Origin of the sequence: Nocardioides ferulae, from assembly GCF_003660455.1 — a bacterium.
Taxonomy (GTDB): domain Bacteria; phylum Actinomycetota; class Actinomycetes; order Propionibacteriales; family Nocardioidaceae; genus Nocardioides; species Nocardioides ferulae.
Genome location: NZ_QZVR01000005.1, coordinates 270,782 through 297,360 on the forward strand (window position 1 = coordinate 270,782; position 26,579 = coordinate 297,360).

General features: G+C 72.7%; 25 protein-coding genes and 1 tRNA gene. 10 read left to right on the top strand and 16 right to left on the bottom strand.

Going from position 1 to position 26,579, the window contains the following annotated elements; translation table 11 throughout:
- Positions 1-3 precede the first annotated feature (3 nt).
- Both D6B71_RS09520 and D6B71_RS09525 read right to left on the bottom strand, forming a co-directional pair.
- Complete coding sequence (locus D6B71_RS09520; RefSeq protein ID WP_121254354.1) at positions 4-966, bottom strand: TIGR03885 family FMN-dependent LLM class oxidoreductase; 963 nt, start codon at positions 964-966, stop codon at positions 4-6.
- A gap of 63 nt (positions 967-1,029) precedes the next feature.
- Entirely contained in the window at positions 1,030-1,635 is a 606-nt protein-coding gene (locus tag D6B71_RS09525) for a LysE/ArgO family amino acid transporter (RefSeq protein ID WP_121254356.1), read from the bottom strand.
- A gap of 70 nt (positions 1,636-1,705) precedes the next feature.
- On the opposite strand from D6B71_RS09525, the gene D6B71_RS09530 reads away from it, so the two are divergent.
- On the top strand, positions 1,706-2,611 hold the full coding sequence (locus D6B71_RS09530; RefSeq protein WP_121254358.1) for a LysR family transcriptional regulator ArgP: 906 nt from the start codon (positions 1,706-1,708) through the stop codon (positions 2,609-2,611).
- A 32-nt stretch (positions 2,612-2,643) separates the two neighbouring features.
- On the opposite strand, the gene D6B71_RS09535 is transcribed toward D6B71_RS09530, so the two are convergent.
- Positions 2,644-2,850, bottom strand: coding sequence for a DUF6458 family protein (locus D6B71_RS09535; protein ID WP_121254360.1), 207 nt, complete (start codon positions 2,848-2,850; stop codon positions 2,644-2,646).
- A gap of 189 nt (positions 2,851-3,039) precedes the next feature.
- Positions 3,040-4,905 carry an acyl-CoA dehydrogenase gene (locus tag D6B71_RS09540; protein WP_121254362.1) on the bottom strand — a complete coding sequence of 622 codons (1,866 nt, stop codon included), beginning with the start codon at positions 4,903-4,905 and terminating at the stop codon, positions 3,040-3,042.
- A 348-nt stretch (positions 4,906-5,253) separates the two neighbouring features.
- Between D6B71_RS09540 and D6B71_RS09545 the strand changes: the two genes are divergently transcribed.
- Both D6B71_RS09545 and D6B71_RS09550 read left to right on the top strand, forming a co-directional pair.
- Positions 5,254-6,153: a sulfite exporter TauE/SafE family protein gene (locus D6B71_RS09545; protein ID WP_121254364.1), complete on the top strand. Its 900-nt coding sequence runs from the start codon at positions 5,254-5,256 to the stop codon at positions 6,151-6,153.
- Between the two features lie 71 nt (positions 6,154-6,224).
- A complete protein-coding gene (locus D6B71_RS09550) occupies positions 6,225-6,683 on the top strand; it encodes an RrF2 family transcriptional regulator (protein WP_121254366.1) in 459 nt (152 codons plus the stop codon).
- 61 nt (positions 6,684-6,744) lie between these two features.
- Here the strand turns inward: D6B71_RS09550 and D6B71_RS09555 are convergent, their stop codons facing one another.
- Entirely contained in the window at positions 6,745-7,548 is an 804-nt protein-coding gene (locus tag D6B71_RS09555) for a hypothetical protein (RefSeq protein ID WP_121254368.1), read from the bottom strand.
- A 127-nt stretch (positions 7,549-7,675) separates the two neighbouring features.
- On the opposite strand from D6B71_RS09555, the gene D6B71_RS09560 reads away from it, so the two are divergent.
- A complete protein-coding gene (locus D6B71_RS09560) occupies positions 7,676-8,131 on the top strand; it encodes a nuclear transport factor 2 family protein (protein WP_121254370.1) in 456 nt (151 codons plus the stop codon).
- 50 nt (positions 8,132-8,181) lie between these two features.
- On the opposite strand, the gene D6B71_RS09565 is transcribed toward D6B71_RS09560, so the two are convergent.
- The 4 genes from D6B71_RS09565 to D6B71_RS09580 form a co-directional block, all read right to left on the bottom strand.
- On the bottom strand, positions 8,182-8,835 hold the full coding sequence (locus D6B71_RS09565) for a DUF2461 domain-containing protein (RefSeq protein ID WP_121254372.1): 654 nt from the start codon (positions 8,833-8,835) through the stop codon (positions 8,182-8,184).
- Between the two features lie 45 nt (positions 8,836-8,880).
- Positions 8,881-10,140, bottom strand: a complete 1,260-nt coding sequence (locus tag D6B71_RS09570; protein ID WP_121254374.1) for a fibronectin type III domain-containing protein — start codon at positions 10,138-10,140, stop codon at positions 8,881-8,883.
- Positions 10,141-10,464: 324 nt separating this feature from the next.
- Positions 10,465-10,540: transfer RNA gene (locus D6B71_RS09575), tRNA-Gly, on the bottom strand.
- A 36-nt stretch (positions 10,541-10,576) separates the two neighbouring features.
- The gene (locus D6B71_RS09580) at positions 10,577-11,395 is read right to left on the bottom strand and encodes an SGNH/GDSL hydrolase family protein (RefSeq protein ID WP_121254376.1); all 819 of its coding nucleotides are present in this window, start codon (positions 11,393-11,395) and stop codon (positions 10,577-10,579) included.
- A gap of 98 nt (positions 11,396-11,493) precedes the next feature.
- Between D6B71_RS09580 and D6B71_RS09585 the strand changes: the two genes are divergently transcribed.
- Genes D6B71_RS09585 through dcd form a run of 3 tightly spaced genes read left to right on the top strand, consistent with a single transcriptional unit; the run spans position 11,494 to position 13,615 of the window.
- Positions 11,494-11,976, top strand: a complete 483-nt coding sequence (locus D6B71_RS09585; RefSeq protein WP_164519592.1) for a SigE family RNA polymerase sigma factor — start codon at positions 11,494-11,496, stop codon at positions 11,974-11,976.
- Complete coding sequence (locus tag D6B71_RS09590) at positions 11,973-13,016, top strand: hypothetical protein (RefSeq protein WP_121254380.1); 1,044 nt, start codon at positions 11,973-11,975, stop codon at positions 13,014-13,016. Before D6B71_RS09585 ends, D6B71_RS09590 begins: the two co-directional genes overlap by 4 nt.
- Before the next feature lie 23 nt (positions 13,017-13,039).
- Complete coding sequence (gene dcd / locus D6B71_RS09595) at positions 13,040-13,615, top strand: dCTP deaminase (protein ID WP_121254382.1); 576 nt, start codon at positions 13,040-13,042, stop codon at positions 13,613-13,615.
- On the opposite strand, the gene D6B71_RS22680 is transcribed toward dcd, so the two are convergent.
- Entirely contained in the window at positions 13,585-13,749 is a 165-nt protein-coding gene (locus D6B71_RS22680; RefSeq protein WP_164519593.1) for a hypothetical protein, read from the bottom strand. The two genes, dcd and D6B71_RS22680, sit on opposite strands and share 31 nt — an antisense overlap.
- 133 nt (positions 13,750-13,882) lie before the next feature.
- On the opposite strand from D6B71_RS22680, the gene D6B71_RS09600 reads away from it, so the two are divergent.
- The gene (locus D6B71_RS09600; protein WP_240641264.1) at positions 13,883-14,833 is read left to right on the top strand and encodes a siderophore-interacting protein; all 951 of its coding nucleotides are present in this window, start codon (positions 13,883-13,885) and stop codon (positions 14,831-14,833) included.
- Between the two features lie 57 nt (positions 14,834-14,890).
- Here the strand turns inward: D6B71_RS09600 and D6B71_RS22685 are convergent, their stop codons facing one another.
- The 3 genes from D6B71_RS22685 to D6B71_RS09610 form a co-directional block, all read right to left on the bottom strand.
- Positions 14,891-15,037: a hypothetical protein gene (locus D6B71_RS22685; protein WP_164519594.1), complete on the bottom strand. Its 147-nt coding sequence runs from the start codon at positions 15,035-15,037 to the stop codon at positions 14,891-14,893.
- Positions 15,038-15,065: 28 nt separating this feature from the next.
- Entirely contained in the window at positions 15,066-15,899 is an 834-nt protein-coding gene (locus tag D6B71_RS09605) for a DUF4097 family beta strand repeat-containing protein (RefSeq protein ID WP_121254384.1), read from the bottom strand.
- Positions 15,900-15,993: 94 nt separating this feature from the next.
- Complete coding sequence (locus D6B71_RS09610; RefSeq protein WP_121254386.1) at positions 15,994-16,539, bottom strand: pilus assembly protein HicB; 546 nt, start codon at positions 16,537-16,539, stop codon at positions 15,994-15,996.
- Positions 16,540-16,767: 228 nt separating this feature from the next.
- Between D6B71_RS09610 and D6B71_RS09615 the strand changes: the two genes are divergently transcribed.
- Both D6B71_RS09615 and D6B71_RS09620 read left to right on the top strand, forming a co-directional pair.
- Entirely contained in the window at positions 16,768-18,492 is a 1,725-nt protein-coding gene (locus tag D6B71_RS09615) for a sodium:solute symporter family protein (protein ID WP_206051660.1), read from the top strand.
- A 14-nt stretch (positions 18,493-18,506) separates the two neighbouring features.
- The gene (locus D6B71_RS09620; RefSeq protein WP_121254390.1) at positions 18,507-18,809 is read left to right on the top strand and encodes a hypothetical protein; all 303 of its coding nucleotides are present in this window, start codon (positions 18,507-18,509) and stop codon (positions 18,807-18,809) included.
- Positions 18,810-19,061: 252 nt separating this feature from the next.
- Here D6B71_RS09620 and D6B71_RS09625 read toward each other — a convergent pair whose 3' ends face one another.
- The 3 genes from D6B71_RS09625 to D6B71_RS09635 all read right to left on the bottom strand — a co-directional run bounded on the left by D6B71_RS09625 (position 19,062) and on the right by D6B71_RS09635 (position 26,313).
- On the bottom strand, positions 19,062-22,559 hold the full coding sequence (locus D6B71_RS09625; protein WP_338036793.1) for a (Fe-S)-binding protein: 3,498 nt from the start codon (positions 22,557-22,559) through the stop codon (positions 19,062-19,064).
- A 155-nt stretch (positions 22,560-22,714) separates the two neighbouring features.
- The gene (locus D6B71_RS09630) at positions 22,715-25,249 is read right to left on the bottom strand and encodes a peptidase (RefSeq protein WP_121254392.1); all 2,535 of its coding nucleotides are present in this window, start codon (positions 25,247-25,249) and stop codon (positions 22,715-22,717) included.
- Between the two features lie 74 nt (positions 25,250-25,323).
- Positions 25,324-26,313 (bottom strand): DMT family transporter, encoded by a 990-nt coding sequence (locus tag D6B71_RS09635; protein WP_121254394.1) that lies wholly within the window; start codon positions 26,311-26,313, stop codon positions 25,324-25,326.
- Between the last annotated feature and the right edge of the window lie 266 nt (positions 26,314-26,579).

A 26,579-nucleotide genomic window follows, 5' to 3' on the forward strand; every position in this document is an offset into this window, starting at 1 on the left:
CGCTCAGCCCTCCCGCAGGGCCGGGAGCACGTGCTCGCCGAAGGCGTCGATGAACCGCTCCTGGGACTGCCCGACGTGGTGCAGGTAGATCTCGTCGAAGCCGAGCGCGGCGTAGCCGGCGAGCAGCTCGCGGTGCCGACCCAGGTCGGAGGAGACGTCGACCACGGTCCGCACCTTCTCGATCGAGACGTCCTCGGCGACGGTGTCGAACGCGACGGGGGTCTCGAGGTCCCAGCAGATCGGCTCGGGGAACACGTTGCTGCGCCACTGGTCGTGGGCGATCCGCTCCGCCTCGGCCTCGGTCGGTGCCCAGGACAGGTGCACCTGCAGGGCCAGGGGGCCGGCGCCGCCGTTCTCGCGGTACGCCGCGACCATCCGTCGCAGCTGCTCGGGCGGCTGGTTCACCGTCACCATGCCCTCGCCCCAGGCGGCCACCCGGGCCGCGCTGGGCAGGGACACCGCCGGCGCGACCAGGCGGGGGCGGGGCTCGGGAACCTCCCACAGCCGCGCCCGGTCGACGGTGACCAGCCCGTCGTGGCTGACCTCCTCACCGTCGAGCAGCCGCCGGATCACCTCGACGCACTCCTCGAGCCGCTGGGTGCGGACCTCCTTGCGCGGCCACCCGTCGCCGGTGATGTGCTCGTTGCTGGCCTCGCCGCTGCCGAGCGCGACCCAGAACCGGCCCGGGAACATCGAGCCGAGCGTGGCCACGGCCTGCGCCACGATCGCGGGGTGGTAGCGCTGGCCCGGGGCGTTGACCGCGCCGAAGGTGAGGCCGGTCGTGGCCAGGGCCGCGCCGAGCCAGGACCAGGCGAAGGCGGAGTGGCCCTGCCGGGCGCTCCACGGCGAGAAGTGGTCGGAGCACATCGCCAGCTCGAACCCGGCCCGCTCGGCGTGCTGAACGTCGGCCAGCAGCCGGCTCGGCCCGATCTGCTCGTGGCTGGCGTGGAACCCGTAGCGGGTCATCGCCGCACCTGGCGGGGTCGGGGGTCGCGTCGACTCATGCGGGACCCGTACCCGGTGCGATGCTCAGCCACGCGCCAGCAGCACCGCGATGCCGAGCATCGTGAGGCCGATCAGCACGTCGAGGACCCGCCAGGCGCGGGGGCTGGACAGCAGCGGTGACAGCAGTCGCGCGCCGTAGCCGAGCCCGCTGAACCACAGCACGCTGCCCAGGCAGGCTCCTCCCGCGAACCACCACCGTCCGGTCGGCCCCTCGTTGGCCGCGATCGAGCCGAGCAGCAGCACGGTGTCGAGGTAGACGTGCGGGTTGAGCCAGGTCAGCGCCGCCGCCCCCAGCACCGCGCCGCGCAGGGTGGCCCGGCCGCCGGTGCCGTTCGCGCGCAGCGCCTCGTCGCGCCTGGCCCGCAGCAGCGACGACACGGCGTACCAGGTCAGGAAGGCGACGCCGAGCCAGCGCACCACGTCGAGGGCCAGCGGGGCGCGCTCCACGAGCACGCCGATGCCGGCGACCCCGGCCAGGATCAGCACCAGGTCGGAGACCGCGCAGATCGCGACCACCACACCGACGTGCTCGCGGGCCAGGCCCTGGCGGAGCACGAACGCGTTCTGCGCCCCGATCGCCACGATGAGGGAGAGCCCGGTGAGCAGACCGGCGAGCGAGGAGTCGAGCACGGGAACGACGCTAAGCGCCCGCTGGTGCTTAGACCAGCGAAAGAATCTGATGAGTCATTAGCATCGCTTCATGGATCCCCAACCCGCTCAGCTGGCCGCGCTCGCCGCGGTCGCCGACCACGGCACCTTCGAGGCCGCCGCTCGCGCGCTGCAGGTGACACCCTCGGCGGTCAGCCAGCGGATCCGGGCGCTGGAGACGGCCGTCGGCCAGGTGGTCGTCCGGCGTACGGCGCCCTGCCGCCCGACCGTCGCCGGCGAGCGGCTGCTGCGGCTGGCCCGCCAGGTGCAGCTGCTGTACGACGAGGCGCGGGCCGAGCTGTCGGGTGCCGGCGCCGGGCCGCAGGGGCGGCTCCCGGTGGCGGTCAACGCCGACTCGCTGGCGACCTGGTTCCGAGACGTCGTCGCCGAGATCGGCGGCTGGCCGGGTGTCGCGCTGCAGTTGCAGGTCGAGGACCAGGCCTACTCGGTCGACCACCTGCGCCGCGGGGAGGTGCTGGCCGCGGTGACCTCCGACCCGGTGCCCGTGCAGGGCTGCTCGGTGGAGCCCCTCGGGGTGCTGCGCTACCGGCCGGCGGCGGCGCCCGGGTTCGCCGAGCGGTGGCGGGTCGGGCGGGGGCACGATTGGGCGGCGATGCCGGTGGTGGTCTTCAACGACCTGGACACCCTGCAACACGACCTGCTGCGCGGGAGGGGTGTCGACCAGTCGCCTCCGGTGGTGCACCGGGTGCCGACCTCGGCGGACTTCCTGGCCGCCGTGCGGTCCGGCCTGGGCTGGGGCGTGCTGCCGGAGCCGCAGCTGGAGCCGGCGGTGGCCGACGGCTCGCTGGTGCCGCTCGCGGGCCGCGCCCGGGTCGACGTACCGCTGCACTGGCAGCGGTGGCGGCTGGGCTCGCCGCTGCTGGACCGGTTGACCGCGGCCGTGCGCGCCGCCGCCCGGACGCAACTGCGCCCCGGCCGTCCGGCCGGGGCGCAGTGAGCAGAGGTGATGAAGCCCGAGGCCTCAGGGGCTCAGGCCTCGTAGCGGCGCTCCTGGACGTGCGTGGTGCGCGAGCGCTGCTGGTTCATCACCAGCGCGAGCACGATGGCCAGCGCGCCGACGACGATCAGGATCCAGCCCAGCGGCCCCTCGTCGAGGACGGAGGTGCCGACGTTGACGACGTCGAGCGCCAGGATCAGGCCGATCGCGAGCAGGACGATGCCGAGTCCGATGCCCATGGTGGTGGTCTCCTCTCGTGGGGTGGACGAATGGCGGGCGACCCCCCGAGACCGCCTTCGAGCAGCCGGTACCCGACCACCGCGGCCCGGAAACGGCGCCGCCGTCGGGGCCGGAAATGCCACCGACCCGCCCGGAGGACCGGGCGGGTCGGCGTGCGGGGTGCGCCCCGCTGGCGCGGGGAGCGGATATCAGAACGCGGCTTCGTCGATCTCCATCAGCGACAGGTCGGTCGCCTCGGCGATCGCGCGCTCGGCGGCGATCTTGGGCAGGTTGGTGCGGGCGAAGAACTGCGCGGCCGCCACCTTGCCCTCGTAGAACGCCTTGTCGCGGCCCGGGTCGCCGGCCAGCTTCTCCAGCGCGACCTCGGCCTGGCGCAGCAGCAGCCATGCGCAGACGACGTCGCCGAGCACCATCAGCAGGCGGGTGGTGTTCAGCCCCACCTTGTAGATGTTGCCGATCTCCTCCTGGGCCGACATCAGGTCGTTGATCATGTGACCGACCACGGCCTGGGCGTCGTCGAGGGCGGTGGCGAGGAGCTCGCGCTCCACCTTGAGCCGGCCGTTGCCGGCCTCGCTGGTGACGAACTGACCGATCTCGGTCGCCAGGTGGCCCAGCGCGCGGCCCTGGTCCTTGACGATCTTGCGGAAGAAGAAGTCCTGGCCCTGGATCGCGGTGGTGCCCTCGTAGAGCGTGTCGATCTTGGCGTCACGGACGTACTGCTCGATCGGGTACTCCTGCAGGAAGCCGGAGCCGCCGAAGGTCTGCAGTGACTCGGTGCCCAGCAGCACCCACGAGCGCTCCGAGCCGTAGCCCTTCACGATCGGCAGCAGCAGGTCGTTGACCGCCTCGGCGAGCTCGTCGCGCTCGCCGGCGTGCTCGGCCAGCATCACCTTGTCCTGCCAGGTGGCGGTGTAGAGGACCAGCGCGCGCATCGCCTCGGCGAACGACTTCTGGGTCATCAGCGAGCGACGCACGTCGGGGTGGTGGGTGATCGTGACCCGCGGGGCGGTCTTGTCGGCCGACTGGGTGAGGTCGGCGCCCTGCACCCGGCTCTTGGCGTACTCCAGAGCGTTGAGGTAGCCGGTCGACAGGGTGGCGATGGCCTTGGTGCCGACCATCATCCGGGCGTTCTCGATCACGTCGAACATCTGCGCGATGCCGTTGTGCACCTCGCCGACCAGCCAGCCCTTGGCCGGCTCGCCGCCGCCGACCTGCGGGTCGCCGAACGTCAGCTCGCAGGTGTTGGAGACCTTGATGCCCATCTTGTGCTCGACGTTGGTCACGTAGATGCCGTTGCGCTCACCGGTGAGCTCGCCGGTCTCGTGGTCGAAGTGCCACTCGGGCATCCAGAACAGCGACAGGCCCTTGGTGCCCGGGCCGCCGGCGCCCTCGACGCCCTCGGGGCGGGCCAGCACCAGGTGCATGACGTTCTCGGTCATGTCGTTGGTGGCGGAGGTGATGAAGCGCTTCACGCCGGTGATGTTCCACGAGCCGTCGTCGTTCGGGGTGGCCTTGCTGCGGCCCGCGCCCACGTCGGAGCCGGCGTCGGGCTCGGTCAGCACCATCGTGCAGCCCCACTGGCGCTCGACCATGATCTGGGCGACGCGCTGGTCGCGCTCGACCCCGTTGCTGTTGTTCCAGATGACGCCCGCGAACGGTGCGCCGGCGGCGTACATCCACACCGGGGCGTTCGAGCCCAGCACCATCTCGCCGAGCGCCCAGACGATCGACGGCGGCGCCGGGGTGCCGCCGAGCTCCTCGCGGATCTGCAGCCGCCAGAACTCGGAGTCCATCCAGGCCCGGTAGCTGTTCTTGAACGACTCGGGCAGCGGGGCCGAGTGGGTGGCCGGGTCGAAGACCGGCGGGTTGCGGTCGCTGTCCTCGAAGGACGCGGCGAGGTCCTCCCGGGCGAGGCGGTCGACCTCGGCGAGGATCTCGCGGGCCGTGTCGACGTCCACCTCGGAGAAGGGTCCGGTGCCGAGGACGTCCTGGCGACCGAAGACCTCGAACAGGTTGAACTCGATGTCTCGGATGTTGCTCTTGTAGTGGCTCACTGCCCCACCTTCGCGATCGTGGGTCCGGACGACAGGGAGTTCCGGCCCGGACAGAAGCCGTGCGGCAGCGACGTCGCCGCACGACCTTACTCATGGGTAACTTCATGGTAACCGGCCCTATTCCCAGCGAGCAAGGGCGTCTCGCCGGCGGGACCGCCACCTGGGCGCCGGGCGCGCCCGGCGGCCCGCCCTGCCCGGCCGACCGGTCGCCGACGAGGCGGGTCCGCGGGCGGCGTCCGGCGGCCGTCGGCAGCCAGGAGAGAGCGAGGCGACGCGCAATGGGGTAATGTCTATAAAACTAGTCAACCAACCGGGTTGAGTAACTTAATGCTTGAAGGGTTGCCGGCCGTGCGCAAGCTCATCGTTCTGGGGTTCGTCGGACTCCTCGCCCAGTTGATCGACGGTTCGCTGGGCATGGCGTACGGCGTCACGTCCTCCACGCTGCTGCTCGCCGCCGGCGTCGCCCCGGCGGCCGCCTCCGCGGCGGTGCACTTCTCCGAGATCGGCACGTCCCTGGTCTCCGGGTTCTCCCACCACAAGCTCGGCAACGTCGACTGGCGCACGGTCTCGATCCTGGCCGTGCCCGGCTTCGTGGGCGCCTTCGCGGGCGCCACCTTCCTGGTCAGTCTCGACGGAGACACCGCCAAGCCCTGGGTGGCGGGCATCCTGCTCGGCCTCGGGATCTACGTGATCTGGCGGTTCCTGGTGCTCGGCGGCCGGCGCCCCACCTTCAAGTCCCGCCCGTCCGCCAGGTTCCTGGCGCCGATGGGTGTGGTCGGCGGCGCCCTCGACGCCATCGGTGGTGGCGGGTGGGGCCCGGTCGGCACCACGACGCTGCTCTCCTCGGGGCGTCTCGAGCCGCGCAAGGTGATCGGGTCCATCGACACCTCGGAGTTCGTGGTCGCGGTCGGCGGCTCGCTGGGCTTCATCCTCGCGCTCGGCTCGCAGGGCATCGAGTGGTCCTACGCGGTGGCCCTGCTGGCCGGCGGTGTCGTGGCGGCGCCCATCGCAGCCTGGCTGGTCAGGAAGCTGGCGGCCCGGGTGCTGGGCGTGGCCGCGGGTGGGCTCATCGTGCTGACGAACTCGAAGACGATCGCCGAGGCGCTGGGCGCCTCCGGCGCCGAGGTGGCAGCGCTCGCCGCCGTGGTGGCCGCGCTCTGGGTCTCCGGCATCGTCTGGGCGGTCCGGCAGGAGCGCGCCGCCCGCCAGACGGCCGACGACGACGAGGTCGAGCTCGTTGCCGCCTGAGCCGTCGATCCCAGGTCGCGATGTCGCCCTTGTCGAGTAGGAGGGTCGACATCTCTGCCAGACTGGGATCCATGCGAGTTTCGGCGAAGTCCGACTACGCCTTGCGCGCGCTCATCGAGATGGCCGGCCGGGCCGACGGGCGGGCGGTGAGCGCCGAGGAGCTGGGCCGACTCCAAGACATCCCGCACGGCTTCCTGCAGGCGATCCTGGCCGACCTGCGCCGGGCGGGGGTCGTGATCTCCCAGCGAGGCCAGTCCGGCGGCTGGCGGATGGCGCGCCCGGCCGGCGACGTCTCGGTCGCCGACGTGATCCGCGCCGTCGACGGGCCGCTGGTCTCGGTCTACGGGCTGCGCCCGGAGGCGGTGTCCTACAACGAGTCCGCGGAGGTCCTCCAGCACGTGTGGATCGCCGCGCGGCACTCGCTGCGCGACGTCTTCGAGCGGGTCTCGATCCAGCAGCTGGCCGACGGCGAGCTGCCCGAGAACGTGGCAGTCCGCACCGCCGACGAGGACGCCTGGCAGCCACACTGATCTGCCGCCGACCTGCCGGTGCGCCGCGCCCGAGCGGCCCGCCGCGCCGCCGGTCGGGTCGTCAGCTGCCGGCCGCCACGGAGGCGATCCTGAGCTTCCAGCCTCGGCGCCGGCGGGCGAGCTGGGCATGCCTGGCCTCGAGCAGCTCCTGACGCGCCCTGAGCTGGTGCAACTGGAGCAGCGACTCGCCCAGCGCCAGCTCCGCCGCGGCCAGCGGGTCCCGCCCGGTCGGCTGCGGCCGGGACGCCAGGTGGCGGGCGGCGAGCCGGCGGACCGGCTCCTCCAGCGTGCGGTGCGGCACGGACAGGTCGCTCACGTCCAGGCCGGCCGCGCGGCCGAACCCGGTCCACACGCCGACGGAGCGGCCCCCCTCGCTGGTGTCGGCCGCGACCACGTGCACCCGCTCGGGACGGCGCAGCGCCGAGCGCCACAGGTCGGCCACCGTCTCGACCGCCGGGGTCGCTCCCGCGGCGATGCCACGATCCGGAGCCGTCCCGCCGGGGCCGGTCAGCACGACGTGCACCTCGAAGTCGGCCAGGCCGTCGAGCAGCAGTGCCGCCTGCTCGGCGGTCAGCCCGGTGAGCAGCGGATGGCCGAAGAGCACCGTGTGGGGGCGAGGCCGGCCGCTCCGGGCGCGCCGGCACAGGTCGGCCCAGCTGCCCTCGACATCGCGGCGGCGGAAGCCCCAAGCGCGATGGTCACGACGCAGCTCGACCGCGGCCCGCAGCATCTCCTCCTGGCCGCGCGCGGGTCGGCGTACGCCCCGCGCCTCCAGCGTGCTCGCGTGTGCCTCGATCGCCGCCTCGACCAGGTCGCCGCCGCCGTCGGGCAGCGGGAGGTGGAGGATCGCCCTGCGTCGTGCCATGGCTCCACCGTCGGCGCCGGGGGAGGCCGGCGGGTGAACGCCGCGTGAGGGCCGCGTGTGCGCTGCGTGAGGGTCCCGTGACACAGTAGCTAGAACGTGTTCTAGACGCGGGCTTAGGATGCGGCGCATGATCACCTCAGCAGCCGTCGTGTGGAACGCCCCGACCGGTGAGCACCCCGCTCGGGCGGCCTCGCAGCGCTCCTACTCCGCCGTCGCCAAGGGCGACCTCGACGAGTGGCTCACCGTCTATGCCGAGGACGCGGTCATCGAGGACCCCGTCGGCCCGTCGATGTTCGACCCCGAGGGGCGGGGCCACCGCGGGCACGACGGCATCCGGGCCTTCTGGGAGTTGGCGATCGCGCCGATCTCCTCGTTCCGTTTCGTCATCCACGACTCCCACGCCAACGGCAACACGTGCGCCAACGTCGGCACGATCACGACCTCGTTTTCCGACGGGTCCGAGGTCGACACCGACCTGGTGATGGTCTACACCGTGCACCCCGACGGCCGGGTCGCGTCGATGCGCGCCTACTGGGAGCCGGAGCGGGCGATGGCCACGATGCGGCGGCCCGACCGGGGCTGATCTGGCCCTGACCGGACGCCTGCGCGACCTCGTCCAGCCTGGATCCGGGTTCAGTCGCGGGTGTGCCGGTCGACCCACTCCACGAGCGGCCGCATCCGGCGCCAGTCGGCACGCACCAGGTCGAGCAGCTCGGGGGTGTGCACGACCGGCTCGAAACCGAGGTCGTGGTGGGCGGTCAGCGAGCGGTGGCGCAGCAGCTCGATGCGCGGGTGGTCGGCCGGCCACCCGCGAGGTGAGGTCTTGAGGCGATCGCCGCCGATCTCCCAGCCCTCCGCGCGCAGTCCGGCGAGCAGCCCCTCGAGCTCGGCGCCGGTGCGCTCGTCGCCGATCGCGTCGCGGATCTGGCCCAGCCGGGTCGCGTCGGCGCGGTAGAAGCCGGCGTCGGTGCTCACCCCGCGCGCGGAGACCTGGACGTACCAGCCGGTGGCCGGGCCGACCGGCACGAAGACCCCCTGATGGGTCTTGTACGGCGTCTTGTCCTTCGCGAAGCGCACGTCCCGGTAGGGCCGGAACACCTTGGCCGCCCCGAACTCCGGCTCGAGGGCGGCGGCCAGCGCGAGCATCGGCGCGCGGACCGACTCGAGGTAGACCTGCTTGTGCTTCTCCCAGAAGGTCCGGGTGTTGTCCATCTCGAGGTCGTCGTAGAAGTCGAGCGCGGCCACGGGGATCCCCGAGAACGCCGCGCCGGTGTCGCCGCTGCTCATCCGGCCAGACTATTGAGCGGCGTGTCGGCTCTCCCCTCGGGGCCGTCACTCCGCGGCGGCCGCACTCCACCGTCCGGCGCCGACTCGGTTCACGGCCCGCCCCTGGCACGACACCGCACGCCGGGGGACGCCGCGGACCAGCACCTCCGTGCGGTCGGCGCGACCGCGCGCCCAGTCGCTGCTCGCACCGGCGCGGCACCGGACGTCGTACCGGGTGATCTTGGCGCCGCCGTCGGCTGACGGCTCGCGCAGCCGGACCCACACCTCGTGGGCGGAGACCCGGGTGATCGCCCGCACCCGAGGGCGGCCGGGCGCGGTGGCCCGTGGCCGGATCCGGTAGGCGGGTGTGGAGTAGGTGATCGCGTCGATCTCGATGCGCACCCCGCCCGGCTCGTGGGTCAGCACGAACGGGACCGGTGTCGAGACGCCCGTGCGGCGCACCACGAACGACCCGCCGGCGAGTGAGGACGGGGCGACCACGCCCAGCTGGTGGATCAGGAAGTCCGTGGGCAGGAACGTCTCGTAGTAGCCGGTCGCCGGCACCCCGGGGGCGCGCAGGTGCGGGTTGGCCATCCGGACCTCGAGGGTGTTGCGGTCCGGGTCGTGGAGGACGTAGGCGTCCTGGGCGTTGTAGGCGCGCACCAGCCCGGTCCGATCGGTGATCTCGGCCGCGGGCAGGCCCTCGCCCTCCAGGTCGGTCACGTAGCCGGTCACGAAGCCGTCGTAGACGAGGCCCGCCACCGTCGAGTCGTCCCCGCACCCACCCTCGTAGGAGCAGTCCGCCCAACCGTCACCGTCGCCGTCCGGCGGCCACATCCAGGCGATCGGCGTGGGCTTGAGCTCGAGCGTGAGCACCCAGCCGGTGGAGGTGTCTCCGGAGACGCTGAACGACGCGTCGCGCACGTGCCCGTAGAGCTCGCGCGGTCGGATCGAGCCGGTGTTGACCACCCAGCGGTAGGTGTCGGCCGGCGACACGTCGCCGCCGGCGGCGACCGCCCCGCCACCCGCGACGGAGAGCCTTTGGACGCCGAAGCGGATGTCGCCGGCGCCGATCAGGTCGATGTATGGGTCGAGGTAGACCCCGTCGGTGCCGTAGTCGACCGGTGGCACCGGTACGCCGTTGCGGGTCACCGAGACCACGCAGTAGCGACCGTCGTCGTCGGGGACCGTGCCGCAGGCGGGCCAGGAGTAGCCGTCGGGCGGGACGGGGTCGGCGGCCGCTGGGCCGGTGGGCGCCAGGGTGGCGAGGGCAGGGAGGAGCAGGAGGAGGGCGGCCGAGCGCAGGCCGCGCCGAAGGATGGCCATCTCTCGACGCTACGCCGGGCCGACGGCGGCCGGCAGACCCGAACGGGCTGGCCCGCGGGTGGTTCGGATCTTCGCGGGGGAGGTCATACGTGGTGGTCGTCGGAGCGACCGGGGCGTGTGACGCCCGCGGGGAGTTGGAGCGGATGACGAGATGCGAACTCGCGAGATCGACGTTCGGCGGAGTGTCGCGCTCGTGAGCGCGGCCTACGTTCAGGCGGGTCGTGGGGGAGTGGAGCGGATGACGAGATTCGAACTCGCGAGATCGACGCTCGGCGGAGTGTCGCGCTCGTGAGCGCGGCCTACGTTCAGGCGGTCCGCGGGGAGTGGAGCGGATGACGAGATTCGAACTCGCGACATCGACCTTGGGAAGGTCGCGCTCTACCAACTGAGCTACATCCGCACGACCGGCGAACCGGTCGCCGACATGCTAGACGATTCAGCGCTCCGTCGGTGACCCGACCCGGGGGCCGGCGGGGGTGAACGGGGTCGGGGTGGGGTACTTCGGCGAGACGGAGTCGCCCGAGGAGCGGCCGGTGATCCGCCGGTGCACCCATGGTGCGAGGAAGTCGCGGGCCCAGCGGGCGTCGCCGCGCAGCTTCTCGGCGCGGGTGACCTGCGCCAGGTCGGGCAGCGGCAGCGGCTGCAGCTCGTGGGCGATGCCGAGCGCGTCGAGCACCATCATCGCGGTCACCTGGTGGCCGACCGCGCCGAGGTGCATCCGGTCGACGTCCCACATCCGCGGGTCGCTGGAGAGCAGGCCGTCGGGGAGTCGCTGGGAGACCCGCCACGAGTCGGCGATCACGGCCCCGTGGGCGTCGGCGATGCCGCGCACGTGCTCGTTGTAGAGCGCGAACCGCCCGCGCACCGGCCCGTAGATGCCTCCGGAGCCGGGGTCGAACGCGGTGAACAGCACCAGCTGCGCACCGGTGGCGGCCAGCTTCGCCACGCCCGCGGCGTACCGCTCGGCGAGCGCGTCGAGGTCGACCTTGGGGCGCAGGATGTCGTTGGCGCCGGCGTAGACGGTGACCAGGTCGGGCGACATCGCGACCGCGGGGTCGACCTGCTCGTCGAGGATGGCGTCGAGCTTGCGTCCGCGGATCGCGAGGTTGGCGTAGGCGAAGTCGTCGGTGTTGCCGGCGAGCACCTCGGCGACCCGGTCGGCCCAGCCCCGCAGGCCGTTGGGCCGGGTGGGGTCGGGGTCGCCGACGCCCTCGGTGAAGGAGTCCCCGATCGCGACGTAGCGGTGGAAGGCCATGGGTCCATTCTCCGGCCGCGGCCGTCTCAACGTTCCGGGGGGTCTCCGCGTTGGAGGATGGCAGGGGCAGGGTGGGCCGAGGGGGGCGAGGAGTCGGCGTGGACGCAGGGTTCGAGGAGTTCGTCGAGGCGGAGACGCCCCGGCTGCTCGGGCTCGCCTATGCGCTGACCGGCGACCCGCACGACGCGTGGGACCTGGTCCAGGAGGCGCTGGTGCGGGTCTGCATGCGCTGGCACCGCCTGGCCGACCAGAACCCTGGCGGCTACGCGCGCACCACGCTGGTCCGGCTCAACGTCGACCGGTTGCGGCGGCTCCGCCGTGAGCTGCTTCCGGGCCGGGTGCCCGACGCCCCGGCGCCGGTGATCGTCGACGAGAGCCTCGACCCGTGGCTGCTGGACGCGCTGGGGACCCTGACGCCGCACCAGCGGGCGGCGGTGGTGCTGCGCTGTGTCGACGACCTCGACCATGCCGGCATCGCCGCGCGGCTCGGCTGCTCGGTCGGCACCGCCCGCAGCCATCTCTCCCGCGGGCTCGCCCGCATCCGCGATGCCGCGGCCCAGCACGAGGAGGTACGCCGATGAACGGGCACCAGCACGAGTCCCAGGACCGGTACGGCGACGAGCAGGTGCCCGGCGAGGTCCACGACCGGTTGCGGGCCGCCGCGGCGTCCGCGCGCCCGTCGGGGCCGGTCGCTCCGGTGCTCCGTGCGGCGGTACGCCGCCGGCGCCGGCAGCGAGCCGCCGGTGCGGGCGTGCTCGCCTCGGCGCTCGTCGCGGGGGTGGTCGGGGTGGCGGTGGCGCTGCCCGGTGGCGGGCAGGGCGTCGACCCGGCCGCAGCGCCCGAGACCTCGACATCCTCGCCCACCCGTGCGCCCCAGGGTGGGGCGTTCACCTGCTCCACGGAGAGCAGGGTGTTCGGGGAAACGCCGCCGATCCCCGATCTGGAGGAGCAGCAGCGGCTGGTTCGGTCGCTCTCCCAGGGCCACTTCCGGCGGATCAGTGCCTACGCCGTCCGGCACGCCGAGCCCACCGCGCTCGGGGTGGTCGCCCTCGTCATCGGCAGCGAGCAGTTGGCGCGCCAGTCGCTCACCCGCCTCGGGGTCGCCCTCGTCGAGTCCTACGACGCGTCGGCGGCCGACGCCGGCGTCGACGACCACGGCCAGGTCCAGCAGGTGCTGCAGTGGCAGCTCGAGCCGGTGGTCCGCGAAGTGCAGACGGCCACCCGGGGCATCCCCGGCGACGCCGGGATCGCGCTGTGGCAGGAGGCCGGCGCCGTCCTGCTGCAGTGGAAGACGCCGGTCCCCGACGAGGTCCAGGCGCTCGCCGGCAGTCGGGACAACGGCGTGGAGGTGATCGTCGAGGGCGTGACCTACTCCCGGGCCGACGTCCGGGACGCCCAGGCGCGGCTCGAGGCGTGGCTGCAGGGATCCGGGCGCCGCGACGACTGGTCCAGCGCCTACGGCTGCGCCGACGGCTCCGGCCTGGTCGTGGGCATGGTGCCCGGCGCGGCCGACGAGCCCGGGCTGGCCGCGGAGATCGAGGCAGCCGTCGGGATGCCGGTGCTCGTGGTGCCCGAGGAGCGACCGGTCGAGATGTTGCCCCAGGAGGACGTCGAGCGCTGAGCGTGGCCGGTAGGTTGTCGCCCGTGCTGCTGAGCGACCGCGACATTCTGTCCGAGATCGACGCCGGACGGGTGGCGCTCGACCCCTGGGACCCCGAGATGCTGCAGCCGTCGTCGATCGACGTCCGGCTGGACCGGTTCTTCCGGGTCTTCGAGAACCACCGCTACCCCCACATCGACCCGGCCGCGGATCAGTCCGACCTGACCCGGGTGGTCGAGCCGGAGGGCGAGGAGCCGTTCATCCTGCACCCGGGCGAGTTCGTGCTCGGCTCGACGTACGAGGTGGTGACCCTGCCCGACGACATCGCCGCCCGGGTGGAGGGCAAGTCGTCGCTGGGCCGGCTCGGCCTGCTCACCCACGCCACCGCCGGCTTCGTCGACCCCGGCTTCTCCGGTCACGTCACGCTCGAGCTGGCCAACGTCGCGACGCTGCCGATCAAGCTCTACCCGGGCATGAAGATCGGCCAGTTCTGCTTCTTCCGGCTCTCCTCGCCCTCGCAGTTCCCCTACGGCTCGGAGAAGTACGGCTCGCGCTACCAGGGCCAGCGCGGCCCGACGCCGTCGCGCTCCTACGCGAACTTCCACCGCACCCGCATCTGAGCCGGCCAGGGCAGTCCGCGCGGCCAGCGGTAGACCGCGCGGATGCAGACGTCGTCGACGTTGTGCACCTTGTCCTCGAGCCATTCCCAGCGGACCGGCCCGAGCGCTGTCGTCTGCCATGGCGCGAGGCTCACCAGCCGGGTGCGGCCCGTTCTGTGAGGAAGGGGTGTCGCACGCGCCGATCCTCACGTAAGGTCTGCCTAAGTTAGGACTGCCTAAGCTTCGCGGCAGTCTCCGCCGAGCACCGCCGAGCCGCAAGGGACGCCCGTGACCCTCACCGCCACGCACTCGCTGCCGCTGATCCTCGACGAGGTCGAGGTCGTCCGGGTCAGCCGGTTGTCGCCGAGCTTCGCCCGGGTCGAGTTCGCCGGCCCCGGCCTGGCCGACTTCGGCGTCGACGGACCGCTGTTCGACCAGCGGATCAAGCTGATCTTCCCGCACACGCCCGGCGCGGCGCTCCCGTCCTTCGCCGGGGCCGACGAGAGCTGGTTCGCCACCTGGCTGGACCGCCCCGTCGAGGAGCGCGGCCACATGCGCACCTACACGGTCCGCGACGTGCTCGGCTCGGGCGTCGACACCCGCCTGGTCGTCGACTTCGCCCTCCACGAGGGTGATGGGGAGTCCGGGCCGGGGGCCTCCTGGGCCGCCGCTGCCCGCGCCGGCGACCGGCTGGTGCTGATGGGTCCGCGGCGGGGCCTGCCCTACGGCGGCATCGAGTTCACGCCGGGGGAAGCGGGGCGACTGCTGCTCGCCGGTGACGAGACCGCGGTGCCGGCCGCCTGCGCGATCCTCGGCCAGCTGCCCGAGGACGCCCGCGGTGCCGCGTTCCTGGAGGTGCCGTACGCCGCGGACGTGCAGGCGGTGCGCCACCCGGCCGGGGTCGAGGTGGTGTGGTTGCCGCGCGACGGCGCGCCGCTCGGTTCGCTGCTCGGCGCGGCGGTGCTCGACCACCTGGGCGTGCCGCCGGTCGAGCCGGTCGCCGACGACGAGGTCGACCCGGATCTGTGGGAGACCCCGACGTACTCCTCCTCCGGTGAGGCGGTCGCGGCGGACCCCGCCGAGGCGCCGCACTTCCTCGCCGACTGCTATGCCTGGATCGCCGGCGAGTCGAAGGTCGTCACCACGCTGCGCCGGGCACTGGTCAAGGAGCTCGGCATGGACCGCCGGCAGGTCGCGTTCATGGGCTACTGGCGCCAGGGCGTCGCAATGCGCTCCTGACCCGCTCCCGCCGCGTCGGCGCTTGTGCCTGGGGTGCGTGCGCCGAGGCGGCGTCGGTCAGCCGTCGAGTCGGTCCGCGACGCGGCGCAGCCGCTCGGCGAGGCGCTGGCGCGAGGGTGCCTGGCGCACTCGCGGTGCCGAGGCTCGCTCGATCCGGTCGCGGATCTGGTGCCGGGCGGCGGACTCGGTGAGGTGCTCGTTCATGGCTGTCTCCTGTGGTCTGGTGGGTGGCTCAGGCCTGGACGAGCAACACGTCGCCGCTGACGGTGCGCGCGCGCAGCTCGACGTGGTCCTGGCCCTCGGTGGGCTGACCGGTGCTGGGCAGGTGTGAGCGGATCTCGCCGGAGACCGTGGAGATGTCGGTCCACACCGGCACACCCGCTGGGACGCCGACCCGGATGTCGCCCGAGGCGCCCTTGGCCGAGACCCGGCCGCGGCGCACCGCGCCGACGGCGAGGTCGCCGGACCCGGTGGTCCACGTGAGATCGCCGTCGGCGTCGTCGACGGCGAGGTCGCCGCTGCCCGTCTTGACGACGACGGGGCCGGCGGCGTGACCGACGCGCACGTCGCCCGACCCGCTGGAGACGACCAGCGAGTCGCCGACCGAGCCGACGACGATGTCTCCCGAGCCGCTCTTGGCGCGCAGCTCGCCGCGGGCCTCGCTGACCCGGACGTCGCCGGAGCCGGTGACCACGATCAGTGCCCCCTCGGCGGTGTCGACCTCGATGCGGCCCGAGCCGCTCTTGGCCCGCACCTGCGCGAGCGGCCCGTGGGTCTCGATGTCGGCGCTGCCGGTGCGCAGCTCCACGTCGCTGCCGGCCGGCACGAGCGCCTCCACCTGCAAGGCCGACTCACCGCTGAAGATGCCGGTGCGGCGAGGAGCCACCACGGTGATCTCGCGGCCCGACTGGGTGACCGGGACCGACTCGGCGTCCCGCCCCTCGATGTGGACGGTCGTCTCGCCGGTGTCGGTGGCCGAGTCGGAGGCGGTGACCACGACGCGGCCGCGCCCGATGTCGACGGAGAGCAGGATGGGCTCGGGTGTGGCGAACGAATGGGTCGGCATGGCTGCTCCAGGGTGTGCTGGTGGGCGGGGCCGGCCGTGCCGGTCCCGTGAGCGGAGGTTCGAGCAGGACGCTCGTCGAGTGCGGTGCGGCCGGTCAGAGCCAGCCGGTCATCCGCCGGTTGCCCTGCCGGCCGCGGAACGGGTCGACGTCGCCGAGCAGCGGCAGGCTCGACAGGTCGATGTCGACGGTGATCGCGGAGTCGCGGGTCGCGGCGCGGACGACGCCGACCAGCCAGGTGTTGAGGGATTGGCCCGACTTGGCGGCGAGCTCCTCGGCCCGAGTCTTCACGCCCTCGGGGATGCGCAGGGTGATCCGGGCCAGGCCGCCCTCCTCCTCCTCGTCCGCGCCCGGCGGGGCCGGGGGCGGGGGTGGGGCGGGCGCCGGGGGCGGCGCGGGTGCCGCGCCGCTCACCACGAACTCGAGCTCTCGACCGGCGAGCCGGACGTCGACTCCGCCGGCCGGCATCTCGGCGGTGATCTCGGCGACCGCCTGCGACATCGCCTCCATCAGCGCCAGCCGGGCGGCGGGGTCGATGGCGAAGGCGAGCCGCTCCGCGGTCTCCCTGGCCTCGGGGCCGCTCGCGTCGGCGGCGGCCAGCAGGTCGCGGCGGAGGCTCTCGACGTACGGCGTGATGTCCATGTGTGTCAGCGTGACATCACCGTGACGTCATGTCAACAGCTAGTGACGTCACTCATGCCGACTTGGTGATGTCAACCCGGGCCGGCGAGCGGCGCGAGACGGCGTCACCGTTTGTCGGACGGCGCCTTGGGGCACGTGATCTCGTGCCCCGCGCGGGCGCGGCCGGCAACGGGGCCGGCAGCCAGACGCAGAGAGAAGACACCGATGCCGACACCCGCCGTCGCTCCGTTGGCCACCGACACCCTGATCGACGCCAGCGCCGTCGACTACCTCATCGTCGCGATCTACTTCGCGTTCGTGCTGGGCATCGGGGTGATGGCGCGCCGCCAGGTGTCGGAGTCGATCGACTTCTTCCTCTCCGGGCGGTCACTTCCTGCGTGGGTCACCGGGCTCGCCTTCGTCTCCGCCAACCTCGGTGCCGTCGAGATCATGGGCATGTCGGCGACCGGGGCCGAGATCGGCATGCCGACGGTCCACTACTTCTGGATCGGCGCGATCCCGGCCATGCTCTTCCTCGGCGTGGTGATGATGCCGTTCTACTACGGCTCCAAGGTCCGCTCGGTCCCCGAGTTCATGTTCCGCCGCTTCGGCACCGGCGCCCACCTGGTCAACTCGATCTCGTTCGCGGTCGCGCAGCTGCTCATCGCCGGCATCAACCTGTTCCTGCTCGGCACCGTCATCCAGGCCCTGCTCGGGTGGCCGCTGCTCGTCGCGCTGCTCGTCGCGGCCGGAGTGGTGCTCTCCTACATCACCCTCGGCGGGCTCTCGGCCGCGATTTACAACGAGGTCCTGCAGTTCTTCGTGATCGTCGCGGCCCTGCTCCCGCTCACGCTGCTGGGCCTCGACCGGGTCGGCGGCTGGGGTGGACTCCAGGAGAAGATCACCGACGCGGCGGCCGACAACCCCGACACCGCGCCTGCGGCGGCGCAGCTGAACTCGTGGCCGGGCAACGCGCTCTCGGGGTTCGACTCCGACCTGCTCTCGGTGGTCGGCATCGTGTTCGGCCTGGGCTTCGTGCTCTCCTTCGGCTACTGGACCACGAACTTCGTCGAGGTGCAGCGGGCGATGGCCTCGAACTCGATCTCCTCGGCCCGCAAGACCCCCATCATCGGGGCGTTCCCGAAGATGTTCGTCCCGTTCATCACGATCCTGCCGGGCATGATCGCGGCGGTGCTGGTCGCCGAGATCGCGCAGAAGAAGGCGGGGGAGACCGTCGAGGGCGGCGCCGGCGGCACCGTGCAGTACAACGACTCGCTGCTCTACCTGATGCGCGACCTGCTGCCCAACGGTCTGCTGGGCATGGCGATCGCGGGCCTGCTCGCGGCGTTCATGGCCGGCATGGCGGCCAACATCTCCGCGTTCAACACGGTCTTCAGCTACGACCTGTGGGAGCGGTACGTCGTCCGCGACCGGCCGGACGGCTACTACCTGGCCGTGGGCCGGCTGGCCACGGTGGCGGCCACGCTGATCGCGATCGGCACCGCCTACCTGGCGACGAACTTCTCGAACATCATGGACTACCTGCAGACGCTGTTCGGGTTCTTCAACGCGCCGCTGTTCGCCACGTTCATCCTCGGCATGTTCTGGAAGCGGATGACCCCCACCGCCGGCTGGGTCGGCCTGGTGGCGGGCACCGCCTCCGCGGTGACCGTCGCCTTCCTCACCGAGGACGCCTTCGGGTCGTGGAGCACCGGCCTGATCCCGGTGGGCGGCCAGGGCGCGGCCTTCCTGGCCGCGGCCACGGCGTTCGTGGTCGACATCGTGCTCAGCGTGGTGGTCTCGCTGGTGACCGCGCCCAAGCCGGCCGCGGAGCTCAAGGGCCTGGTGTGGTCCGAGACCCCGCGCGAGGACCTGGTCGACCCCGACGAGGCGTCCTATCCGTGGTACCGCCGAACCCTTCCGTTGGCCGGGGTGGCCTTGGCCATGGTCGTCGTCCTCAACGTGGCGTTCTGAGCAGGAGGCTCCCGATGAACCAGTCCAGGAACCAGACCTCCGCGGCCTCGCCCCGGCGCCACACGGCCGGGCTGTTCGACATCCGCACGATCATCGGCGCGCTGCTGGTGGTCTACGGCGTGATCCTCGCGCTGATGGGGCTGTTTGCCGACCCCGAGACCGACAAGACGGGCGGGGTGAACGCCAACCTGTGGACCGGCGTGGTGCTGCTCGTCGCCGGGCTGCTGTTCGTCGGCTGGGCTCGGCTGCGTCCGGTCGTGGTGCCGACCGACACCGGTGGCGCCGAGACCGGCTCGGCTCCGCCGAGCAACCACTGACCGGCACCTCGGCGGAACCCCTGCTCGCTCCTCACGTTCCGGTGGTGATCCGCGTCCGCTGACGACGCAGACGTGAGGAGCGGACCGGCCGGCTGGCCAGCAGTGTCGGAGTCACCGGATATCCGGCGATCCCGACACTTCTCACGCGTTGTGCAGCGCGTGGGAGTGCGTGCAACGCGTGGGAAGTCGGTGGGGAACGACGAGGGGCCCCACTGCCGAGCAGTGGGGCCCCGCGAAGGGATGGCGGTCGGGTCAGAGGTCGAAGAGGGAGCCCTCGCCGATCTCGACGTCGGTGCGCGGCTGGTGGGCCTCGCCGCCGCCGGCGGCCGGCCCCGGCTTCTCCTCGGCCGGAGCCTCCGCGGCCGGCTCGACCGGCTGCTCGCCGGCCTCGGCCGCCTCCGCGTGCACCGGGTCGGGCTCGGCGTCGGTCGCGGACGACGGCTCGGCCGCTGGGTCCGGCTCGGCGGTGGGCGCCGACGCCGCCGCCGCGGTGGCGGCCGCGGTGACCTCCTCGCCGCTGGGTGCAGCGGGCGGGTCGGCGGAAGCAGCAGCCTCCGCCGGCTCGGCCTTGTCCGACGACACGGGCTCCGGCTCCGGCTCGGCGGCCGCCGGCTCGGGCTGAGCGGGCGCCGGCGGGGCCGATGCGGGCTCGGGGGCGGCGATGTCGAACAGCGACCCGCCCTCGGGGATCTCGGTCGCCGGTGCCGGGGAGGCCGCCACCGGAGCGGCGGCCGGTGCCTCGTCGGTCGTCGGAGGCTCGGCCGTGGTGGGCTCGGGCTCCTCGACTGCTGACGAGGCAGGGTCCTCCGGGGCTGCCGGCTCGGCGGCCGGGGCGCTGGGCGCTGCCGGCTCGGGAGCGGCGATGTCGAACAGCGACCCGCCCTCGGGGATCTCCGCGGCCGGAGCTGCGGACGGAGCGGACGTGACCGACGGAGCCGACGGAGCCGAGGGGGCCGGGGCCTCGGCCTGGTCCGGCTTCGCAGCCGGCGCCTCGTCGGCAGCCGGCTGCGGTGCGGCAGCGGGCTCGGCAGCCGGCTCGGGGGCGGCGAGGTCGAACAGCGACCCGCCGGCGCCCAGCTCGGGCGCCTGATCCGGTGCCTCGGTCTTCGCCTCGGCGGCGGGAGCGGCCTCGGTCTTCGCCGCGGGGGCGGCCGGCTCCTCGGCCGGCTGGTCGGCACCGACGTCGAACAGGGAGCCGCTCGAGCCGAGGTCGTGCTCCTGCTTCGCCGGTGCGGCGGCGGGCTCCGGCTCGCCGCCCAGGTCGAACAGCGACCCGCCGGACTGCTTGGCGGTCGCGGTGTCGGTGGCCGGCTCGGCAGCCGGCTCGCCCTCGACCTCGGTGACCGGGCTCTTCTCGGCCGCGTCGTCGGCGACGGTCTCCTCGACGGGGGTGTCGAACAGCGATGAGCCGCCGCTGGCCTTCGCGAGCGGGCCGGCGTCCTCGGTCGCGGTGACCGTGTCGCGGCTCTGGGTGGCGTCGCCCGCCTCCGGCTCGGCCTTGGTGGCCACGTCGGACGCGGCGGCGGCCGCGCCGGCGCCGGGCTGCAGCTTGGTCGCGCTCTCACCCTTGACCGAGGCGAGCAGCATCTGCGCGACGTCGAGGACCTCGACCTCCTCGCGGGCCTCGCCCTTGGCCTGCTGGGCGGTGAGCCCGTCGGAGAGCATCACCCGGCAGAACGGGCAGCCGACCGCGATCTGGTCGGCGCCGGTGGCGACGGCCTCCTTGGTGCGGTTGACGTTGATCCGCTCGCCGAGGTTCTCCTCCATCCACATCCGGGCACCGCCGGCGCCGCAGCAGAACGAGCGCTCGGAGTGGCGCTCCATCTCGGCGTACTCCGCCCCCGGCAGCACCTGCAGCAGCTCGCGCGGCGGGGTGTAGACGCCGTTGTGGCGGCCGATGTAGCACGGGTCGTGGTAGGTGATCGTGCGCTTCGCCGCGCCCGCGCCCTCCTTGACCGGGGTGAGCTTCCCCTCGCGGACGAGTCGGTTCAGCAGCTGGGTGTGGTGCACGACCTCGAGCTCGATGCCGAACTCGCGGTACTCGTTCTTGAGCGTGTTGAAGCAGTGGGCGCAGGTCGAGACGACCTTCTTGACCTTGTGCTCCTTGAAGACCTCGACGTTCTGCTGGGCCAGGCCCTGGAAGACGAACTCGTTGCCGGCGCGACGGGCCGGGTCGCCGGTGCAGGTCTCGCCGTTGCCGAGCACGCCGAAGGAGACGCCGGCGATGTCAAGCAGCTCCGCCACCGCGCGGGTGGTCTTCTTCGCCCGGTCCTCGTAGGCGCCGGCGCAGCCGACCCAGAACAGCCAGTCGACCTCGTCGAGCGACTCGATGGTCTCGCCGACCACCTTGACCTCGAAGTCGAGCCCCTTGGCCCAGTCGAGCCGGGCGTTCGGCGACATGTTCCAGGGGTTGCCCTTGTTCTCCAAGCCCTTGAACAGCTGGTTCAGCTCGGCCGGGAAGTTCGACTCGACCAGCACCTGGTAGCGGCGCATGTCCATGATGTGGTCGACGTGCTCGATGTCGACCGGGCACTGCTGGACGCAGGCGCCGCAGGAGGTGCACGACCACAGCACGTCGGTGTCGATGACCGCGCCGCCCTCGGGCATCCAGGCCCAGCCCTCGGTGTCGCCGACCAGCGGCCGCTCGACCTCGGTGGCGAGCGCGGTGTTGCCCTCCAGCAGTGCCGGGCGGGCGTCCTCGGAGGCCTGGAGGTAGGGCGCCTTCGCGTAGGCGTGGTTGCGCAGGTTTGTGATCAAGAGCTTCGGCGAGAGCGGCTTGTCGGTGTTCCAGGCGGGACACTGCGACTGACAGCGGCCGCACTCGGTGCAGGTGGTGAAGTCGAGGAGGCCCTTCCAGCTGAAGTCCTCGACGCTGCCGACACCGAGCGTGGCGTCCTCGTCGAGGTCGTCGATGTCGTCGAGGGTGAGCGCCTTGCCGTTCGAGGTGAGCGGCTTCATCGCGCCCAGCGCGGTGCGACCGTCGGCGTCGCGCTTGAGGAACACGTTGAACGGTGCGGTGAAGCGGTGCCAGGCCACGCCCATCGTCGCGTTGCGGCCGAGCACGATCATCCAGGTCATCGAGATCGCGATCTTGAGCATCGCGACCAGCCAGATCAGGTTCTCCAGCGTGCCGGGGGAGACGTCGACGAACAGCTCGCCGACGAAGAACGTGAACGGGAAGTGCAGAGCCGACTGGTACTTCTCGTCTGCCAAGGCGTACTCGAAGAAGCGCAGCGCCAGGATGCACAGGCCGACGGTGAGGATGACCCACTCGACGAAGTAGCCCTGCCACATCTTGGAGCCGTAGAGCCGCCCGGACTCGCCCCGAACCCGGTCCTTGGGGCGCGTGGCCCGGTAGACCATGAACGGCACGATCGCCCAGATCATCGTCACCGCGAAGGCCTCGGTGAGCCACTCGAACGGCGGGAAGTGGCCGATGACCGGCAGGATGAAGTGGGCGTCGAAGAGCTGGCCGTAGGCGTTGACCAGCGTGGCGAACAGCAGGCCGAAGCCGACCATGATCACCCAGTGGGCAACGCCCACCTTGGTCCACTGCAGCATCCGGGTGTGGAGCAGCATCTCCTTGGCCAGCACTACGGCGCGTGAGCCCGGGTTGTCGAGGCGGCCGGGCGCCGGCTGGCCGACCCGGATCGTGCGCACGATGTGCGTGATCATCCGGGTGAACAGCGTCAGGCCGACGGCGCTGAACGCCAACGAGACGACGATGGCGACGATCTGCATGGGCTCCATGCCTGGTGGCTCCTCCTGGCTGGCGGTGGGGTTCCAGCGCGGCGAGCCTATTGGTCGCAGCGTGGCAGGTCAGGACCTGAACAGAGTGACATGCATACTACCTGTGGGTAACTTTCGGTCCACGCCCCGCTCACCGGCGGATCGCTCCGCCCCATTCAGCCGCGCCGGACGCCCTCGACCACGCCGGCCCGCGACAGCTCGATGCTCAGGTGCACCTCGCGCCCGCCCGCGCCGCGCGCGCACACGTCGTACGCCGTGCCCAGCCGCTGGTAGGGCTGGCCGACGGCGACCATGACCTCGCGTTGCGTCATGCCCGGCCGCACCAGGGAGCGCACCTCGCGCACCGGCATCCGCAGGTCGGGGTTGCGGCAGGAGTCGGGGGCGATGCCCTCGGCGCGCTCCCAGGTCTGCAGGTAGGCCTCGGCGCCGCGGGCCATGTCGTCGACGATCGCCTCGCCCTCGGCGCTGCCGGGGCCGCCCGCGACCATGCGCAGGTCTTCGACCCAGTCGGGGTAGAGGCCGTACTGGGCGACGCCGTCGACGTTGAGGTCGTAGACCCGCTCGCCGGCCCGCTGCTGCTTCACGGTGACCCCGCCGAGCCCGGTGAAGGGGTAGGTGACCGGGTTGGCCACGTCGGCGCCGCGCGGGTCGCCCTGGGCGCCGAGGCCGTTGATGTCGGCGCCGAAGCCGAAGCCGAAGTAGAAGCGCTCGTCGGCCCAGCCCAGGTGGCGGCGCCACTTCTCGACGAAGCCGGTCGAGTCGCCGGCGTACGGCGCCACGAAGCCGCCGAGCTCGTAGATGCGCGGGTAGGCGTCGGGGGTGGACCAGGAGTGGCTGGACAGCACGCCGGGGTAGCCGATCTCCTCGAGCTGGTCGAGGGCGGCGTTGCGGGCCTTGACGCTCATGTGGTCGGGGTCGAAGAGCATCTTGCGCTCGACCAGCTCGTCGATCGTGTGCTCGCCGAGCGTGGTCAGGCCCCGGCTGTTGCAGTGGTTGGGCCGGGCGTAGAGCGGCAGCGCCGGCAGGTTGAGCGTGTCGAAGGCGAGGTCGGCGACCGCGCCGAACAGCGCGTCCTGCTGGTCGGCGCCGATCTCGGGAGCGGCGAGCACCTGGTTCTTGTCGTGCGACTCGCCGTCGGCGGGCTCGCAGTGCCGCATGTCCCAGAACGAGGCGGTCTCGAGGAAGTTGGCCAGGTTGACCGCGATGCCGGTCGCGCCCTCGTCGCCGGCGACGCCGGACAGCGCGTTGTCGAACTTGTTGACCAGCTCCATCTGGCGCACGCCCAGGTCGTGCACCTCGTCGAGCTGGCGGGAGATGTCCGCCGCGTTGCACTGGGGGATGTCGAGCTTCATCGTGCAGCCGAACGGCACGCTGGTCTCGATGCCCATGACCACGGCCATCTGGCCGGCGTTGATCACCTCGCGGGCCTGCCACGGGTCGGTGACGATGCGGTAGAAGCCGCGGCCGGGACCGCCGAACTGGGCGTCGATGTAGTCCTGCAGCTCGTACATGTCCTTCGCCTGCAGCCGGACGGCGTCCATGTCGTCGCAGGAGTTGCGCCTGAAGGGATAGAGCTGGCACAGCTGGTTGTTCTCGACCAGCAGGTTCACGAACAGCCGCTGGCCGCCGCGCCAGGCCCGCTCGAGCCAGCGCCAGTAGGTGCCCTCGTGGGTGAGGCTCTCCGGGGCCGGCCAGTCCTTGAACGTGGGCCAGCCGACCGGGTCGTGCGAGGGCTCGCCGGAGAGCACCGCCTCCAGCACCGCGCCGTAGCCGCCGGTGGCGGTGTGGTCCTCGCAGTCGACCAGGGCGTACGGCGCGCCGTACTTGTGCCAGGGGCGGCCGCAGTGCGCCTCGCCGCCGAGGAACTCGAAGGCCATGCCGTGGGTGTGGGCGTCGACGAAGCCGCGCACCTCCTGGAAGGGCGAGACCCCGGCGTGGGGCTTGCCGGCGATGTCGATCTGCGACTCCGGGTAGGGGGTGCAGCCGCCAGTGCGGCGCAGCTCGAACCGGCTCTCGCCGTCGAGGGCGAGCGGCTCGCCGCCGTTGCGGAAGGTGAACCGCCCACCGCGGTAGCGTGCGGTCCACTCGGCCGCCGGGCTCGGCTTCGCCGCCCGCTCGCCGCCGGCCACCACGAGCCTGCCGTCGGCGTCGTGGAGGAGGTAGACGCCCAGGGCGGTCGGCTTGAAGAAGACCGGCTCACCGGCCAGGCCGTAGCAGGCGTTGGCCAGGGCGTAGCGGTCGGCCGGGACCTTCGGTCGCGGCGGGCCGGCGGGCGCGGTGGTCAGAGCGGGGTCGGCGAGGTCCCGCTGGCCGGCGACGTAGGCCGTGGCGGCCGCGGCCTCTTCGGCGGTGGTGGGGTCCTGGGTGTCCTCGCCGATCTCGCCGGCCCGCGAGATCGCGTTCTTGGTGGCGGGGTCGTCGTGCACGTGGGGGGCGCTGCCGGGCGGGTCGACGTGGGGCGAGTCGCCCGGCTGCCCTGCCGTCTGCGCCGCCGCCGTGGCGACCTGTTCGGCGCGGTAGCGCTGCACCAGCGACCCCGACCGGTCGTCGTCGCCGTAGGAGGGCACGACCACGGCCCCGGAGATGACCAGGGCCGCCACCGCGCCGGACCAGACCAGACGCCGGCGGGCGGCACCGCGGGGTGCGGTGTCGGAGGCTGCGGGGTCGGCGGCTGGTGTGGCGGCTGGCATGGGACCTCCCGGGGAGCGCGTGCGCACGAACCTGACACACACTCAGGTTCTTGTCGAGAGGTGCAACGAGCGGATCAGCCGGGGGGTACGGCGTCCAGGCTGGGCCGGCGGTGCACGCCGCCCACCGCGGCCAGGATCAGCAGCGCCCCCAGCAGCCCGAGCGGTCCCACGCGCTCGCCCAGGATCGCCGCGGCGAGCAGCGCGGCGGTCACCGGCTCGAGCAGCGTGGCGACGACCGCGGCGCTGCCCGGGGTGGTGCGGAGACCTGCGTAGAGCAGGCCGTAGGGCAGCGCCATCGTCAGCACGCCGAGGTAGCCGAGGATCGCCCAGGCCTCGGGCTCGGCGGAGACCAGCGGGCTGCCGGACAGCCCCGCGGCCAGGCCGAGCGGGAGGAGCACCACGGCACCGACCGAGGTGGTGGCGGTGGTGATGGCCAGCGGCCCGGCTCGCTGCGAGAGCGCGTGGCCGCGAGCGGTGGTCAGGGCGTACGCCGTGCCGGAGCCGACCGCGGCGAGGATCCCGAGCGTCGGGCGCGGCCCGGTGCCGGTCGCGCCGGCCGAGAGGCTGACCAGGACCAGCCCGGTCAGGGCGCAGGCCAGCACGACGAGTGTCGACGGACGTGGCGACCGCCGGTCGCGGACGGCGTCGACGACCGTCAGCAGCAGCGGCGCCAGGGCCAGACTCACGACGGTGGCGACGGTGACCCCGGCCAGGACCACGGCGGCGAAGTAGAGCACCTGGTAGGTCGCCGTGCTGGCGCCGACCAGCAGCACCTCGCGGGGCCGCTCGCGCACCAGTCGTGGCAGCTCCGGCAGCCGGCGGCCGATCACGAGCGCGACGAGCAGGACCGCCGAGGCGATCGCCAGCCGATAGGTGCTGACCGTGAGCACCGACATCGAGCTGAGCTCCTGCAGCAGCGAGACCGCGAGCCCGCCGGTGCCCCACAGGGCGCCGGCGGCACAGATCTGGAGCAGACCGAGACGGGCCCGTCGGACATCGTCGCGAACGGTGGCCGCCACGTCGACGGAGGAGGTGGGCAGGGACGAGCGGGACGAGCTGGACATGCGGGGCTCCTGGGACCGGGGTGGGCGGGGTCGTCGCAGGAGCACGCCGAACGGCCCGCCGGGTCGGCGGGCCGTGGGCGGCTCCGGTCAGGAGACCGGAGGGGGCAGCAGACGCAGCGTCGTCACCGGAGCATGGTGACCGATGTTCTCGTGCCTGTCGCGGGAGTTCCGCAATTGCGCGGGATCGCACCGGGTTGTGGCGGGAGCCCGTGCGTTGCGGCGCGATTGCGCCCGGAACGGCGCGGCGGAGGTCGGTCCGTCCGGGT

Bases quoted from the DNA above. Each gene is read 5' to 3' on its own strand.
- D6B71_RS09630 (WP_121254392.1), bottom strand. From the start codon at position 25,249: ATGCCAGCCGCCACACCAGCCGCCGACCCCGCAGCCTCCGACACCGCA.
- D6B71_RS09580 (WP_121254376.1), bottom strand. From the start codon at position 11,395: ATGGCCTTCCACCGCTACGTCGCGATCGGGGACTCCTTCACCGAGGGC.
- D6B71_RS09625 (WP_338036793.1), bottom strand. From the start codon at position 22,559: ATGGAGCCCATGCAGATCGTCGCCATCGTCGTCTCGTTGGCGTTCAGC.
- D6B71_RS09535 (WP_121254360.1), bottom strand. From the start codon at position 2,850: ATGGGCATCGGACTCGGCATCGTCCTGCTCGCGATCGGCCTGATCCTG.
- D6B71_RS09520 (WP_121254354.1), bottom strand. From the start codon at position 966: ATGACCCGCTACGGGTTCCACGCCAGCCACGAGCAGATCGGGCCGAGC.
- D6B71_RS09555 (WP_121254368.1), bottom strand. From the start codon at position 7,548: ATGGCACGACGCAGGGCGATCCTCCACCTCCCGCTGCCCGACGGCGGC.
- D6B71_RS09565 (WP_121254372.1), bottom strand. From the start codon at position 8,835: ATGAGCAGCGGCGACACCGGCGCGGCGTTCTCGGGGATCCCCGTGGCC.
- D6B71_RS09620 (WP_121254390.1), top strand. From the start codon at position 18,507: ATGAACCAGTCCAGGAACCAGACCTCCGCGGCCTCGCCCCGGCGCCAC.
- D6B71_RS09570 (WP_121254374.1), bottom strand. From the start codon at position 10,140: ATGGCCATCCTTCGGCGCGGCCTGCGCTCGGCCGCCCTCCTCCTGCTC.
- D6B71_RS09550 (WP_121254366.1), top strand. From the start codon at position 6,225: ATGCGAGTTTCGGCGAAGTCCGACTACGCCTTGCGCGCGCTCATCGAG.
- D6B71_RS09635 (WP_121254394.1), bottom strand. From the start codon at position 26,313: ATGTCCAGCTCGTCCCGCTCGTCCCTGCCCACCTCCTCCGTCGACGTG.
- D6B71_RS09530 (WP_121254358.1), top strand. From the start codon at position 1,706: ATGGATCCCCAACCCGCTCAGCTGGCCGCGCTCGCCGCGGTCGCCGAC.
- D6B71_RS09610 (WP_121254386.1), bottom strand. From the start codon at position 16,539: ATGGACATCACGCCGTACGTCGAGAGCCTCCGCCGCGACCTGCTGGCC.
- D6B71_RS09560 (WP_121254370.1), top strand. From the start codon at position 7,676: ATGATCACCTCAGCAGCCGTCGTGTGGAACGCCCCGACCGGTGAGCAC.
- D6B71_RS09605 (WP_121254384.1), bottom strand. From the start codon at position 15,899: ATGCCGACCCATTCGTTCGCCACACCCGAGCCCATCCTGCTCTCCGTC.
- D6B71_RS22685 (WP_164519594.1), bottom strand. From the start codon at position 15,037: ATGAACGAGCACCTCACCGAGTCCGCCGCCCGGCACCAGATCCGCGAC.
- D6B71_RS09590 (WP_121254380.1), top strand. From the start codon at position 11,973: ATGAACGGGCACCAGCACGAGTCCCAGGACCGGTACGGCGACGAGCAG.